General features: G+C 63.1%; 16 protein-coding genes. 2 read left to right on the top strand and 14 right to left on the bottom strand.

Annotation, left to right across the window (positions count from 1 at the left end):
* Positions 1-4 precede the first annotated feature (4 nt).
* The 11 genes from pufL to Q1A85_RS03370 all read right to left on the bottom strand — a co-directional run bounded on the left by pufL (position 5) and on the right by Q1A85_RS03370 (position 9,121).
* Positions 5-868: a photosynthetic reaction center subunit L gene (gene pufL, locus Q1A85_RS03420; RefSeq protein WP_299685087.1), complete on the bottom strand. Its 864-nt coding sequence runs from the start codon at positions 866-868 to the stop codon at positions 5-7.
* A 126-nt stretch (positions 869-994) separates the two neighbouring features.
* On the bottom strand, positions 995-1,162 hold the full coding sequence (pufA, locus tag Q1A85_RS03415) for a light-harvesting antenna LH1, alpha subunit (RefSeq protein ID WP_299685085.1): 168 nt from the start codon (positions 1,160-1,162) through the stop codon (positions 995-997).
* Between the two features lie 14 nt (positions 1,163-1,176).
* Positions 1,177-1,323 carry a light-harvesting antenna LH1, beta subunit gene (gene pufB / locus Q1A85_RS03410; RefSeq protein ID WP_299685083.1) on the bottom strand — a complete coding sequence of 49 codons (147 nt, stop codon included), beginning with the start codon at positions 1,321-1,323 and terminating at the stop codon, positions 1,177-1,179.
* A 159-nt stretch (positions 1,324-1,482) separates the two neighbouring features.
* Positions 1,483-1,710, bottom strand: a complete 228-nt coding sequence (gene pufQ / locus Q1A85_RS03405; protein WP_299685081.1) for a cytochrome PufQ — start codon at positions 1,708-1,710, stop codon at positions 1,483-1,485.
* Positions 1,707-3,197 carry a chlorophyllide a reductase subunit Z gene (bchZ, locus tag Q1A85_RS03400; protein ID WP_299685079.1) on the bottom strand — a complete coding sequence of 497 codons (1,491 nt, stop codon included), beginning with the start codon at positions 3,195-3,197 and terminating at the stop codon, positions 1,707-1,709. The genes pufQ and bchZ overlap by 4 nt, the downstream gene beginning before the upstream one ends.
* Before the next feature lie 88 nt (positions 3,198-3,285).
* The gene (gene bchY, locus Q1A85_RS03395; RefSeq protein ID WP_299685077.1) at positions 3,286-4,854 is read right to left on the bottom strand and encodes a chlorophyllide a reductase subunit Y; all 1,569 of its coding nucleotides are present in this window, start codon (positions 4,852-4,854) and stop codon (positions 3,286-3,288) included.
* Positions 4,851-5,048: a hypothetical protein gene (locus tag Q1A85_RS03390; RefSeq protein WP_299685075.1), complete on the bottom strand. Its 198-nt coding sequence runs from the start codon at positions 5,046-5,048 to the stop codon at positions 4,851-4,853. The genes bchY and Q1A85_RS03390 overlap by 4 nt, the downstream gene beginning before the upstream one ends.
* Entirely contained in the window at positions 5,035-6,036 is a 1,002-nt protein-coding gene (locus Q1A85_RS03385) for a chlorophyllide a reductase iron protein subunit X (protein WP_299685073.1), read from the bottom strand. Before Q1A85_RS03385 ends, Q1A85_RS03390 begins: the two co-directional genes overlap by 14 nt.
* A 3-nt stretch (positions 6,037-6,039) precedes the next feature.
* Positions 6,040-6,975, bottom strand: coding sequence for a chlorophyll synthesis pathway protein BchC (bchC, locus tag Q1A85_RS03380; RefSeq protein ID WP_299685071.1), 936 nt, complete (start codon positions 6,973-6,975; stop codon positions 6,040-6,042).
* 140 nt (positions 6,976-7,115) lie between these two features.
* Positions 7,116-8,231, bottom strand: a complete 1,116-nt coding sequence (locus Q1A85_RS03375; RefSeq protein WP_299685069.1) for a methyltransferase — start codon at positions 8,229-8,231, stop codon at positions 7,116-7,118.
* Positions 8,228-9,121 carry a polyprenyl synthetase family protein gene (locus tag Q1A85_RS03370; RefSeq protein WP_299685067.1) on the bottom strand — a complete coding sequence of 298 codons (894 nt, stop codon included), beginning with the start codon at positions 9,119-9,121 and terminating at the stop codon, positions 8,228-8,230. The genes Q1A85_RS03375 and Q1A85_RS03370 overlap by 4 nt, the downstream gene beginning before the upstream one ends.
* Positions 9,122-9,214: 93 nt before the next feature.
* Between Q1A85_RS03370 and crtD the strand changes: the two genes are divergently transcribed.
* Complete coding sequence (gene crtD / locus Q1A85_RS03365; protein WP_299685065.1) at positions 9,215-10,756, top strand: 1-hydroxycarotenoid 3,4-desaturase CrtD; 1,542 nt, start codon at positions 9,215-9,217, stop codon at positions 10,754-10,756.
* A 26-nt stretch (positions 10,757-10,782) separates the two neighbouring features.
* Positions 10,783-11,625, top strand: a complete 843-nt coding sequence (crtC, locus tag Q1A85_RS03360) for a carotenoid 1,2-hydratase (RefSeq protein WP_299685063.1) — start codon at positions 10,783-10,785, stop codon at positions 11,623-11,625.
* Between the two features lie 42 nt (positions 11,626-11,667).
* On the opposite strand, the gene Q1A85_RS03355 is transcribed toward crtC, so the two are convergent.
* Genes Q1A85_RS03355 through Q1A85_RS03345 form a run of 3 tightly spaced genes read right to left on the bottom strand, consistent with a single transcriptional unit; the run spans position 11,668 to position 14,712 of the window.
* Entirely contained in the window at positions 11,668-12,150 is a 483-nt protein-coding gene (locus Q1A85_RS03355; RefSeq protein ID WP_299685061.1) for a TspO/MBR family protein, read from the bottom strand.
* A gap of 4 nt (positions 12,151-12,154) precedes the next feature.
* Positions 12,155-13,189, bottom strand: coding sequence for a 15-cis-phytoene synthase (gene crtB, locus Q1A85_RS03350; RefSeq protein WP_299685059.1), 1,035 nt, complete (start codon positions 13,187-13,189; stop codon positions 12,155-12,157).
* Positions 13,186-14,712 (bottom strand): phytoene desaturase, encoded by a 1,527-nt coding sequence (locus Q1A85_RS03345; protein WP_299685057.1) that lies wholly within the window; start codon positions 14,710-14,712, stop codon positions 13,186-13,188. Before Q1A85_RS03345 ends, crtB begins: the two co-directional genes overlap by 4 nt.
* Positions 14,713-14,730: the final 18 nt, after the last annotated feature.

Genomic DNA, 14,730 nt, shown 5'->3' with positions numbered 1-14,730 from the left:
GACCTTACCCTCCGAACGCGGATTGATAGACAGGCAGCGGGTCCGCGCCCCAGATTGGCAGGTTCAGCCACCAGTTCCACCATTCGGGCCAGCCGGACGTCCAGACCGGGCCGGAAATGATGATGCACACCGCGCTCCAGAACCCGGCATTGATCGCCAGCAGGAACCCAAGACGGTGAATGCCCAGCGTACCGATCGAGTAGCCGATAAAGTCGCGAAAGAACGTGTCTTCGTGATCCGGCGTCAGCGCCTCGGACCCTTTTTCGGGGTTGGCCGCCGACAGGATCAGCGCGCCGTGCAGCGCCAGCGCCAGCGTGGTCGTAAAGAACAGCGTAACCGCCAGCATATGCGCCGGGTTGTAGTGGAAGTGCAGGTAGGCGTAGCCGGTGTTGCTGACCCAGTCGAGGTGGCTGAAAATCCCGTATGGGAAACCATGCCCCCACGCGCCCATCAGAAGCGGGCGGAAAATGACCAGCGTCACATAGGCGAAAATGGCAAAGCTGAAGCCAATGGGGACGTGATATCCCATGCCCAGCTTGCGACAGATTTCCACCTCGCGCAGCGCCCAACTGATGAAGGCACCGGTCGCACAGATCGTGATGATCTGCCACAAGCCGCCTTCCAGCAGTGGCGCAAGGCCCAGACCATAGCTCAGGTCAGGTGGCGCGATGTTGATCAGCCACGGGTTGAATGTGCCTTGCTGAGACGCGCCCCAGAAGATCAGCACAGTGCCCAACAGGGCGAAAAAGGCGGTCGTGACCCCGAAAAAGCCCACATAGAAGGGGCCCACCCAAAAGTCGAACAGATCGCCGCCGATCAGCGTCCCTCCGCGGACGCGATACTTACGTTCGAAGGATAGCAAAGCCATCTCTCAGTTCTCCGCATTTGGCGGCGCGCCCGTTGGGGTCGTCAGCCGTCTTGAAATAGAAAGGTTTGCCGCGGGCAGGCGGGGCGCACTGTTACCCCGCCCGCGGCGCTGTCTTGGTGACCGGAATTACTCCGCGCGCTCTGCAGCGGCGATTTCAAACCAGTTGAAGCCTTCCGCCCCCGTGCTCAGCAGGACGAGGTGAATCATCGCTGCAAGCAAGAAGAGGAAGACGCCCTGTGCAACAAACACACGGCGGGGATCGAAGATGAGCCAGATCTTGTAGAACTTTGCCATTTGCTAATCCCTCCTCAGAACCACGGACGCCAGATGAACACTGCCAAGTGAGCGACAACGGCAACGGCTGTGAAAAGCCAGAGCCCGCTCATATAGACAGCGTGCAGCTCTTGCGCCTGCTCGTCTGTGAGACCTGTGAAAGACAGGTGATTATCAGCCATAAATATTCCTCCGGAACGTTATGCTGACGCCGCGCTCCCCGCGGCCGGGTCCTTTGGGGTCGCCCCCTCCGGGCTCTGTCCACCTGTTGCCAGGCGTCCAGTTCGATGTCTCAGCAGGCGCACGACAGCTGAGAAATTCGGTATGTGTCTGTTTGCCGATCAAGCGTTGAAGATCATCGGCGTGATGATCCGCGCTTGGGTCCAGGCCCGGGCCATCGGCCCCTTGTCTGTGAACGAACGCGATTTGATCGCGGCCAGTGCCCATGTCAGGCAGGCCAGCGGCAGCGTTGCCACAAAGATAATGGCGAAATAGACCATGAATTCGGTCTTGATACCGGCGCGCTTTTTCGGCGTCTCGGCGGCCATATTGGACGTCATGTCAGTCATGATGTTCCTCCCTCGGAAACTGGGTCTGACGACCCCGCCAAAGCGGGATCAAGTGCGCGCACGGTCTCGATCACAACCCGGTCCGCACCTGCGTCCAGCGCTGCTTGCTCAGCGGCATCACGCAATGTCTTGGCGGCGGAAATACGGGTCAGGATGGGGTGCTGCTCGACAATCCGGTCAAGCATGGCCTGCGCATCGGCATCCCAAGGGAAGTCGCGGCGCAGGGTCGTCGGTGTGGCCTCGGCGGCATCCATGTCGGTGGCCAGAGGCAGAATGTGAAACAGAGCGTCAAAGAGGCCGTTGCAGACCTCCTGAATCAGATACGTGGCCCCTGCATAGCCCATCATCGGCGTGCCGGTGTGCCGCCGGATCGCGGCACCGGGGAACGAGGCAGCGATGAACGCAGGCGACGGCCCGTGCCCGCCCTTCAATTCGGCCAGATACATCTTTTCGTTGATCGACCCGAACACAACGAGCGGTCGTTTTTGCGCCATCCAGGCGCGCACCTCTTCGTTGTTGGTCTTCTTGCCCGCCACGCGCGCCACGGCAAAGGCGCAAGGCAGGCCCATATCCTCTTCGAGGAACAGCCGGATACCTCGGGCATAGGTCTCGTTCGCCACAACCGCAAAGCTCGCGGTGGCAAAGAAATCCTGCGTCACGGACCGCCACAGGTCCCAGACAGGCTTCAGCGTCGAATGCTTCTCGCGCTGGATAAAAGGTTCGGGGTCGAGGCCCACCAAGGTCCCCAGTGCGCGCAGGAACTTGGTGGTACTCTCGACCCCTATCGGGGCTTGTAAATACGGCTTGGCAAGAAGCTCGCACAACCCGCGCCCGAACTCGCGGTACATGCAGATGTTGACATCCGCATTTACCAAATCTCTCATTTCGGCCACATGCGCGCCCAACGGCATAACCATGTTGACCTCGCAGCCGATCCCTTCGACCAGTCTGCGGATCTCGGCCAGATCGGACGGCATGTTGAACGTGCCGTACATCGGGCCGAGGATGTTAACGCGAGGACGCGCACCTTCCTCGCGTTTCTTCTCGGGCGGCATCCGACCCTTGGTCATACCGAACTCGGTAAAGATCCAGGTCATCGCCCGATCCGCCGCTTCCCATTGATCCTCATCAATGGTGCGTGGCAGGAATCTCTGAATGTTTGTGCCTTGGGGGGTGACACCCCCGCCGATCATCTCGGCGATTGAACCGGTCACAACAACCGCAGGCAAAGCCGGGTCCAGCGTGCCCCAAGCCCTTTTCATGGCACCTTCGGTGCCGTCCCGGCCCAGCTCTTCCTCGCCCAGACCCGTGGTCACAATGGGCAACTCATGTGGCGGCAATGCATCCGTGTAGTGCAGCACAGAGGTCACCGGCAGGTTCTCGCAGCCCACAGGGCCGTCGATCACACATTGCAGGCCTTTTACGGCACAGAATGCGTATACAGCGCCCCAATACCCGCCAGCCCGATCGTGGTCCATGATCAGCATAGCCACCTCCCATGCGTCTTCAGGCGCGCCGCGCCTTCATCCGCCGAAGAGGTCCGGACCCGGACCGATGAGGCATCGCGCCAAACCATCAGATCATCTCCGCCGCCTTCGCGGCCTTCTGCTGGCGTTCCAGTTTCTTCAAGTTCTGCGCCCGGAAATCGGGCCGCAGGTTCGGCTCACCTTCCCAGACACCGGCAGTGTCGCCTTCGCCGACGCCTTCAAAGAAGTCGCGCATGTGATCCATGCGTCCCTTGTTGGCGATCGCCGCGTTGATGACCTGTGCCAGCGACCCGGCACCGGCGACGCCCATCAGGGGCCGCGCTGAAATCAGGTTGGTAAAGTAGAGACCGGGCACGCCCAGTTCCTTGGCCCTCTGCACCACCGGGGTGGTCCCGATAGCAAGGTCCGGCTTGACCGCTTCCATCGCGGCACAATCATCTTCGAGAGACGCGCGGAATGTCACCTTCACGCCCTTAGCTTCCAGCCATGCCTGATCGTCCGCATTCCACGGGGTGCGCGGGCAGGCCGTGCCCACATATGGCACCTCGGCCCCGCTTTCGATCAGCAGGCGCGCGACCAGCAACTCGGAGCCTTCGTAACCAGACAGCGTGATCGTGCCCTTGATCGGCGTGGCCGCCAACGCGCCGGCGATTGCAGGCAGCACGGCGTTCTGCGCCGCCGCGATCTGTTCCGCAGAACAGCCATTTGCCGCGCCGATGGCCTTGAGCCACGCGGCAGTGCCGTCACGGCCCACAGGCGCGGACCCGACCACGGGACGACCGGCCGCCTGAAATTCGCGCACCGCTGCCGTGTAGAACGGATGCACCGCTGCCACGACGGACGAATCCAGGGCGGCATAAAGCTCGCGCCACTCGCGGCACGGCACGACAGGTCCCGCCGCCAACCCCAAAGGTGCCAGCATCTGCCCGATCATCATCGGGTCCGCCGGGAACATCTCGCCCAGCAGCGCCACGGTCGGGCGGTCAGACTTCCCACCCACGGGAGCGGCCACCGGCCCCGCCTCTGCTTCGGCGCGGGCATAGTTCAGCATCGCCCCGGCCAGAACGTCCTTGGCCTCGGCATGAGTGGGAATACCAAATCCCGGCACGTCGATCCCGACGATCCGGACACCGTTGATTTCGTTGGGCAACAGCCGCAACGGCACACCAGAGGCGGTGGGAACGCAGAGGTTCGTCACCACGATAGCGTCGAATTTCTCGGGATCGGCGAGGTCATGCACGCTTTCGCGGATGTCCTCAAACAGCTTGCCAGTCACCAGTGTTTCAGAATTGAACGGCACATAGCCAACCGACCGGCGCGCCCCGTAAAAGTGGCTCACAAAGGTCAGGCCATAGACACAGCAAGCCGACCCGGACAGCACGGTCGCCACCCGGCGCATCCGCAATCCGACACGCAATGACCCGAAGGCCGGACACATCGACTGCGGCTTGTCATGTGGACCTTGTGGGTAATCGGCGGCGAATTTGTCCAGCATCTCGGAATTGCCGGCCATTCGGGCGGCCTTTTCCATGTCCGAACCAGAGTGGCACCCAAGACCGTCCACAGGGGCAGTGCCCACGGGCATCTCTGCCTCGCGCGGGTGGCCCTTGGTCACCTCCACCGCGTCGGCGGCGTCATATGTGACCTTTGCGCTCATTCCGCGATCTGCCTGCGGACGTCATCAAGCACCCGGGTGAACGTTCTGTGGTCATCTATGAACTGGGCAGAACGCGCGATGGATTCCCGCAACTGCAACCGGGCAACGCCGATCATGGTCTTGCTGTCGTTCAGCAACCGATATGTTTCCGCAACAGCAACATCGCTGCGCTGAAGGGCGTCATGCGTCGTCATAGATCACCTCAAGCGATTCCTTGGGCGCTGCGTTCTTGCCGCGCATATCCGTGTCGGTTGCAGGCTCCAGCACCACTCCGGCACCGGTTTCGGACCCATCGAACAGCTCCAGCAACCCATCCTGAGACAAGGGTGCCGGGCGCACCGGCGGGGCTGCGGCCACGTTCACACCCAGTTCGGCAAACAGTGCACCCCACTGGCTCTCGGCGGTGCCGACAATCTGGTAGTTGGCGGATTTCTTGCGCAGGTCATCGTCCTGCGGGATCGACGCCAGAACCGGAATATCAACGGCCTTGGCAAAGGCCTGCGCCTCGCCCGACCCGTCATCCTTGTTGATGACAAGTCCCGCGACACCAACGTTGCCACCCAGCTTGCGGAAATATTCCACCGCCGAACAGACGTTGTTGGCCACATAGAGCGACTGCAAATCGTTCGACCCCACAAGGATCACTTTCTGAGCCATGTCCCGCGCGATGGGCAGGCCAAAGCCGCCACAGACAACGTCTCCGAGAAAATCCAGGAGGACATAGTCAAAATCCCAATCGTGGAAGCCAAGTTTTTCGAGGAGTTCAAAGCCATGGATGATCCCCCGGCCACCGCAGCCGCGACCCACTTCGGGCCCGCCCAGTTCCATTGCAAAGACGCCGCCGCGCTTGAAACACACATCGCCGATCTGCACCTCTTCGCCTGCGAGTTTCTTGCGGGTCGAGGTTTCGATGATGGTCGGGCACGCCTTGCCACCAAAGAGCAGCGATGTGGTGTCCGATTTTGGGTCGCACCCGATCAGCAGCACGCGCTTGCCCTGTTCGGCCATCATGTGGCTGAGATTGGCCAACGTGAACGACTTGCCGATCCCGCCTTTGCCATAGATCGCGATGATCTGGGTGTCCTTTGTGGCCTCTGCGGGCAGCACGTCGGCCAAATCCTCGTTTGCCTCGTCGCGCAGGCGTTGATCGAAATCCTTGAGATTAGGAACCTCGTCTTTCATCGTTCAGTGCTCCCAATCCAAAATCATTTTTAGGCAGGCCCCATCGGTGAATGCCTGTTCATAGGCGGCCCGTGCATCCGCAGCAGGCCGTGTGTGTGTGATCAATCCGTCAAGGCGCAGCGCGCCGCATTCCACCAGCGCGCGGGTCGCGGCGAGGTCATCGCGCGTCCATTCAGCGGCCACGCGGAACCGCGCCTCCTTCATGAATGCGGGCGGAAAGGCAAAGCTGAGCGGCGCCGTATAGAACCCGGCCAACACGATCTCGCCACCCTTGGCGATGCGGCCCACCAGATCATTCAGCAGCGCGCCCTGACCGGACGCGTCGTAGATCGAATTGTAATCGCGGCGGGGATCCATTTCGGGGTCGATGACCTCGTAGCCCGTCGCACCGCTGCGGCGGTCGGGGTCGATCTCCCAAACGGTCGGCGCGGGCGCGCCGGATGCGATGGTCAACCGGGCCAGCAAGCGGCCCAGCACCCCGTGGCCGATGATCAGGTCCGGCACGGCCTTGTTCATGCCCGCCATCGCGTGGCGTGCCGTGGCGGCCAGCGCCAGCAGCGCCCCTTCGGGACCAAAGCCCGCATCGATTCGCGTCACGCGTTCGCTGTCAGTGACAACCCTCCGGGCCGCACCACCAAACAGACCAAACGCACCTTCATAGCAATTGGCACCGGGGACAAAGACGTGATCGCCGGGCTTGAACCCCGTCAGATTGCCCGCCTCGACGACCTCGCCTGCGGCCTCGTAACCGGGCACCAGCGGATAGCCCATGCCGGGAAAAGGTGGCATTTCGCCTGACCAGAACAGCTTTTCCGTGCCGGTGGAGATGCCGGAATGGGCAATGTCTACGACAAGGTCTGCCGGTCCCGGCGCGTTGAGCGCCAGGGTATCGATGTCGAGGTCCTTGGGACCTTTCAACAGAACGGCAGCGGTGTCCAAGTTGGTCTCCGTGTCAGATGCCGCATTCCATGTGTCTTGTGTCGAAAAGACTCAGGGCGGCTGTTTTGCTTAGTGTCATTCTAATTAGACAAACGGATGTGTCAATTATAATAGACACTTTCGTGGCATGTCAGTGTCAATCAGGCTGGACGGGCAGCCGTGACGACCCGCGTGACATAGGCCCGCGCCGGTGCCCCGCTCTTGATCTGTGCAAAACCCGCCGCGCGCAGCAATGCGCTGATCTCAGCGGCGGAGCGTGCCCGCCCCGTCTGCATCGCCATGGTGTAGAAGGCAAAGTACACGTCGCCTGCGCGGTCTGGCTTTGCGCCGCCGCCCATCGGCTCGGACACGATCAACCGCCCGCCCGGAGGCAGGGCGTCATACACTTTGCCCAACAGATCACGCACGGTGTCATCAGCATGGTCGTACAGCACTCGCACCAGCGAAATGGCGTCCGCCCCCGTTGGCAGTGGCTGATCCCGAAACGACCCCGGCACAATCTGCACACGGTCGGCCATGCCCGCCGCGTCGAACCGCGCCTGCGCCTCCGGCACCACCTGCGGCAGATCAAAAAGCGTCATCTCCATCTGCGGTGCGGTCGCCCCCGCAGCTTCGAGAAAGGCCCCTGTGCCGCCGCCGATATCCATCAGGTGCGCCACATCTTTGAACGACACTGCGCGCAGCGTGTCTTCGGCAACGAGGCGCTGCGATTGCGCCATAAGGTCGGAATATGTCGCGGCTTCAGCCGGGTCGATTTCACCACCAAAGACATAGGGCCAGAAGCGGGACAATTGGGTCTCTTCCTGGCCCCGCAGCAGTGCAACCGGATCACGCAGATCGTCATAGAACGCCTTGTGGTGACGAATCATCGCCTCCAACCCCGGCACGCCCATCAGCGCCGCCCCTTGGCGGGCAAGGGCATAGCCGCTCCGCTTGCGTTTCAGCAATCCCTGCGCGGCCCCTGCCTGCAACAGCACCTGCATTCGCGCAGCGGGAACGGCACAGGCCTTGCCCAAGGTTTCGGCATCTTGCGGACCTGCGCGCAGACGGCGCGGGATATCAAGCTCGACCAGCGCCATCAGCACCTGACTGTGAACGAATCCCTGCACGATCTCGAACAGGGCCGCGCCGTCGGCGCGGGCACGTCCACGGGTCAGAGGGAACCGGGCCGCCCAGGACTGAAATCCGGGCCGCGCCACCAGCCGGTTCAGCCAGCCACCGCGCCATCCCGGCAGATCATGGGTGCCCGTTGTCATTCGCCCGGCACACGGCTCGGGCTGACGACAGGTGTCAGCCGTTCGGCATACATCCGCACCATCTCGGCCAATTGCGCCTCACCGGGGCAGGACGGGATCGACGAAATCGCACCGCCCAGAATGTCCTTGAGGCGCTGAATGGCCCCCTGCACCCCAAACTCCGTGACCGCGTTGGGGCGCCCATGCAGATCGTCCTGCCCGGCGGGCTTGCCCAGCGTTTCGGCATCGTAGAGCGCGTCGCGCAAGTCATCGGCCACTTGAAACGCCTCACCGATGCGCGCGCCCAATTCGAACCACGGCTCCGCCTCTTGCCCGGCGGCAATGGCCCCCATCTGCGTGGCGGCAATGAACAGCGCGCCGGTCTTGGCCTGATGATAGGCGCTCAGATCCACTTGGTCTTCGCTTTCCCAGCCCTGACCCGCGCAAATGCCACCGGGCATACCCGTGCGCTGCGCCAGCGTCAGGATCAGTTGCGTGACCCGGTCGGGCGCCAGATGCGACTGGCGCGCCAGAATTTCAAATGCCATGACAATCAGGCTGTCGCCCGTCAGCACCGCCAGCGGTTCGGAAAACGCGCGGTGCACACTGGGTTTGCCGCGCCGCACATCTGCGTCGTCGAAACAGGGCAGATCATCATGCACAAGCGAAGCGCAGTGAATGACCTCCAGCGCGGCGGCGGCGGCGTCCGACAGACCGGGACGGTCATCGCCACAGGCCATCGCCACCGACAGGCATATGGTGGGCCGTATCCGCGCCCCACCGGGTGCAGTGGCATAGTGCAGTGCTTCGCCCAGCTTTGGCGGGGTCGAAAAACGGCCATCCGCACCGCGCCCCTGACCGAGCGCGACGGCGCTTGCGATCGCCGTTTCAATCCGAGTGCTCAATCCCATGGGGGCCTCCAAACCTGCAAAATGTCACACATTGCTGACACATAAGTGTAAATCATACTGGACACATTGCCTTGGTGAGTCAACAATCGGGACATGCAGGTCACACCGACACCTCAGGCGCCCCGCGCGCTGATCATCGGCGCCGGCATCGCCGGGCTTGCCTGTGCGGTGCGTCTGCGCGCGGCGGGGTATCAGGTGACGGTGCTTGAACGGCACGCACAGCCAGGGGGCAAGATCAGAACCGTTCCGTCTGCGGCTGGCCCGATTGATGCAGGCCCCACCGTTCTGACGATGCGCCACGTGTTTGACGATCTGTTTGCAACGCTGGGCCAACGGCTGGATGACCACGTAAACCTTGTTCAGCAAGACCTTTTGGCACGCCACTTTTGGCCCGATGGCAGCACGCTTGACCTGTGTCGTGACGAAGGCCGGAACGTGGAGGCCGTGCGCCGCTTTGCCGGAAACCGCAGCGCCGCGCAGTTCCAGCGGTTCAGCCGCAGGACGCAGCGTCTGTTCGCGGCCTTTGACCAACCGATGATGCAGGCGGCGGACCCGCGCCTTGCCACATTGACGACAACCGTGCTGAAGCAGCCCGGCCTGATCCCGGCCATGGCACCCCTGTCGACGCTCAGGGGGATGTTGCGCACAGCTTTCGACGATCCGCGACTGCGCCAGCTTTTTGGCCGCTACGCGACCTATGTGGGTGGCAGCCCGACCCATGCGCCGGGCCTGCTGTCGCTGATCTGGCAGGCCGAGGCCGCCGGGGTCTGGGTCGTCCAAGGCGGGATGCACAGGCTGGTCGGGGCGTTGTCGGCAGTTTTACGCACCCATGACGTCAACATTCGCACCAATGCCCATGTGGCGCGGGTCGAGATACAGGATGAACGCGCCGCCGCCCTATGTCTTGAGGACGGGACCCGCCTGCCCTGCGACGTGCTGGTTCATGCGGGCGACCCGCGCGCACTGGCCACCGGCGCGCTTGGCCCCGCCTTGCGCCACATCGCGCAGGTGACCACCCAAGTGCCGCGCAGCTTTTCTGCCCGCGTCCTCAGCTTTGCGGCCACGCCGGGGCGCGCCGACCTAGCGCATCACAACGTGTTTTTCCAAGGCGATGCCGAAGGGGAATTCCGGGACCTGATGGCGGGCCGCATCCCGGCGCATCCGTCCTATTACATCTGTGCGCTCGACCGTGGGCAAGGCACCGATCCGCCGCCCGTCGAACGGTTTGAGATCATCACAAATGCACCCGCCACCGACGACACCACCGACCCCGAGGACCTGACACAATGGCTTCATCAGATCACGCAGCAGATGGCGCATTTCGGGATGACCTTCAGCCCGACGCCGACAGTGCAAACCGTGACAACGCCCCAAGCGTTCGCAAGGATGTTCCCGGCCAGTCTGGGCGCGCTCTACGGGCAGAGCCCGCACGGGACGTTCGCCGCGCTGAAGCGCCCGCGCGCCCGGACATCGATATCGAACCTGTACCTTGCCGGGGGCGGCACGCACCCGGGTGCCGGTGTGCCGATGGCGACCCTCTCCGCCCGGCACGCGGTCGAGGCGATCTTGAACGACCAAACTTCAATGTCGCCGTCGGCCCCAACGGCTACGCGTGGTGGTATGTCGACGGCCTAAGCGACTGTGGCACCCGCGCCGTTTCGGTGATCGGGTTCATCGGGTCTGTGTTTTCGCCGTGGTATCGCTGGTCGGGACGCAAGAACCCGCAGAACCATGTCTGCATCAACGTGGCAACCTATGGCCCCGGTGGCCGCTTTACCATGACCGACCGAGGCCAAGACGCGCTGCGCCAGACCGCCTCCCGGTTCGAGGTTGGCCCCTCCAAGATGAGCTGGCAAGGCGATCACCTTGTGATCGACATCGACGAAGTGTCTTCGCCCCCGCTGGTGTCGCGCATCCGAGGGCAAATCCGGGTCATCCCGTCGGCTGTGACGGGCGTGGAACTGGCGTTGACCCCAGATGACAGCCATATCTGGCGCCCCTTTGCCCCGCGCGCCCGGATCGAGGTCGAAATTGACCGCCCCGGCTGGCAATGGGACGGCGAGGGGTATTTCGACGCAAATTTTGGCACCCGCGCGCTGGAAGAGGATTTTTCCTACTGGACGTGGGGCCGGTTCCCGACTGCGGACGGGGCCACCTGTTTCTATGATGCAACCCGGCTTGATGGGTCCGAACTGGCCGCCGGGTTCCGCTTTGACCCCGATGGCGCGGCGCGCAGCGTGCCGATACCACCCAAAGCCCGCCTGCCCCGGTCACTCTGGGCGGTGAAACGCGAGACGCGCGGGGACGCGGGAACAACAGCGCGCCAACGGCTCGCCATGTTGGACGCACCGTTTTACACCCGCAGTGCCGTCGAAACCGTGATTGATGGAGAACGGACCACCGGTGTCCACGAAGCGTTGGATCTGGTGCGCTTCCGCTCTCCGCTGCTCAAGCCCATGCTGGCGGTGCGGGTGCCCCGGCGGCGCAAATGGCGCTTTGAGTAGGCGTTCAGCCGTAAGGCACCAGTGACATGCTGCCGGGCAGGCTCAGCCGTTCTGAGGCGAGGGATTTCGCGCCTCTTCGGGATTCAACTGCCAGACTTTCCAATTCAGCGCGGCGGCAATCGTCACCCACAGCAGGTAGGGCGCAAAAAGCCACCCGGCCAGCGTATCGACCTGTCCCAGCGCAATCATCCCGCAGAACACAGAAATCCACAGCACGCCAATGATACCCATGCCCATGCGGATGTTACGCAGCCCAAAGAACACCGGCGTCCAGAGACCGTTGAACGCGATCTGCACGGACCAAAGGCCCATCGCCACGCCGTTGTCCTCTGCCATTGCCGCCCGCGCCCCGGCGACCGACATGCACACGTAAAGCACTGTCCATGTCACCGGAAACACCCAGTCAGGTGGCGTCCAAGACGGCTTTTCGAGGGCGCGATACCACGGGCCGGGCGGGAACAGTCCGCCGGTCAGGCCCGCGCCTGCGCAGGCCGCAAAAAAGAGACCGAGGAGAAGCCAGAACACCGCGCTACCCCGCCCGCGCCTTGGCGCTTAGCATAGCGGCGCGGTCCGACTGGCGTTTGACCTCCAGCGCGGCCAGCGCCTCGAACAGGCTGTCACTGCGGCTGGTGCGAGTGCCCTTGGCCGCCGCGTCGACAAGGAACCGCACCTCGTCCAGTGGCCGGGCATAGAGCACTGCGGACTGCGGCATGACCGTGCTGCCCGCGCTCAGCGCCATGGATTGCGCGAGCCAGCCCAGCTTTTGCGCCTTTGAAGTGCGCGCACGGGCCGAGATACTGTCGAATCCCATGCCGGTGAGCCGCCCGGCAATGCCCGCATAGATGAACCGGGCCGCGTAGATGCCCGGACGGCAGGCCACAGGCAACGCGGCAATCCCCGCCTCGGACCGGTAATAGTGGCGGTTCGCCTCCATCACCAGTCGCCGGACCATGGCACGCACGGCCTTGGTCGGGCGCGGGTCGGCAAAGAAACTGTCGGGCGTCATGCCCGCCTCGTTCAGCCAATCGGTCGGCAGGTACAGGCGGCGTTCCAGCGCGTCCTCTCCGACGTCGCGGGCAATATTGGTCAGTTGCATCGCCACGCCAAGATCACAGGCCCGCGCCAGCGCGTCGGCATCGCGCACGCCCATCAGCACGCACATCATTGCGCCCACAGCAGAGGCCACGCGTGCAGAGTAATCCCGCACCTCGCTCATGTTGGCATATGTCCGCCCCTCAGCGTCCCATGCCAGCCCTTCAAGCAGCGCATCAGGCAAGGCGCGCGGCATATCGAATTGCGCCACCACGGCGGCAAAGGCCCGGTCGGGGGCGGCATTCTGCGGCGTGCCAGCATAGACAAGGTCCAGCCGGTCACGCAGACGCAGCACCGCGTCAACCTTTTCCGCCTTGAGGTCCACTTCGTCATCGGCGAGCCGACAAAAGGCGTATAGCGCCAGCGCCGGGTCCCGCACCCGCTTGGGCAGCAGTTTGGAAGCCGCGTGAAAGGACAGCGACCCATGGCGGATCGCCTCGGTGCAGGCCTCAAGATCACGCGGGTTCATCATGTCACCGCCTCCGGCACCAGCGTGCCCAGCACTTCGGCGGTCGAGATAACGCCTGGCACGCCCGCGCCCGGATGGGTGCCAGCGCCAACAAGGTACAGGCCTTCGGCCTCTTCGCTGACATTGTGCGGACGGAACCAAGCCGATTGTAGGATGCGCGGTTCGATCGAAAAGCCAGAGCCATGCGGGCTCAGATACCTGTCGCGAAACGTCTCGGGCGTGAACACCTGTTCTGTCGTAATTTTCGACCCTAATCCATGCAAAAGCTGATCCTCCAGCACCTTGAGCATCTTGGCCTTGTAGACCTCGGCCTCTGTGCTCCAATCGACGCCGCCATGGCCCAGATGCGGCACCGGGCTGAGTACATAGAACGTGTCGTCGCCCTCGGGCGCTACGCTCGGGTCGGTGACCGAGGGGCGGTGGACGTAAAGGCTCATGTCATCCGACAGGTGACCACGGATGAAAATATCCCTGAGCAGGCCCGTGTAGCGCGGCCCGTTGAGGATCGTATGATGACCAACATCGGGCCACTGACCTGCGGTGCCCTTGGTGCCGAAATACCAGACAAACAGGCTCATCGAATAGCGGGTGCGTTGCAACCGCGCGGGCGTCCAACGCCGCTTGAGCGCCTTGCGCATCAGCCGGTCATAGGTGTGGCCTGCATCGGCGTTTGACACGACAACATCGGCCCCCAATTCCAGCCCCGTGGCAAGACGTACGCCCTGCGCCTTGCCGCCTTGCACGACGATTTCATCAACCTCGGTGTCCATCAGCAGCGTGCCGCCCTGCGCCTCGATCACGTCACCCATCTTGCGCGCCATATGAGCCAGACCGCCCATGGCGTAATGCACCCCGAATTCTTTTTCGAGATAGCTGACAAGGATATACATCGACGTCACATGGGTCGGGTCGCCCCCGATGAACAATGGGTGGAAGGAAAACGCCATCCGCAGTTTTTCATTGCGGAACCGCCGGGCTGCATGGGCATAGACCGACCGGTCCGCGCGCAACATGCCAAAGATGTGCAGCACCTTGGCCAGGTCCAAGAATTTGTGCATTGACCGACGTCCAAGGTCTTCGAACCCGAACCAGTAGCGCTTGGCGCTGTCCTCAAGGAACCTGTCAAAACCCGCCACATCGCGCGGTTCGATCTTGGCCACCTCGGCGCGCATTGCTTCGGTGTCATGCTGCGCGGTGAAGGTTGTACCGTCCGGCCAGCGGATTTCATAGAAAGGGTCGAGCGATTTCAGCGTCACGTCCGCATCGAAATCGCGCCCGCACGCGGCCCACAAATCGCGATAAAGCTGCGGAACAGTGACGATTGTCGGCCCCAGATCAAAGCGGTGACCGTCCTGCCAAATGGCCGACCCGCGCCCGCCGGGCACGTCGAGCTTGTCGATCACCGTGACCTTGTATCCCTTGGCCCCCAGCCGCATCGCCGCAGCCAGCCCGCCAAGGCCCGCGCCAATGACAATGGCGCGGTTCCCGCCACGTGTCTCCGAATCTATAGGGTCGAGCTTTGTCATCTGAATACCACAGTACGA

This window comes from uncultured Tateyamaria sp. (assembly GCF_947503385.1).
Taxonomy (GTDB): Bacteria; Pseudomonadota; Alphaproteobacteria; order Rhodobacterales; family Rhodobacteraceae; genus Tateyamaria.
This window is presented reverse-complemented; position numbering and strand designations above follow the sequence as displayed.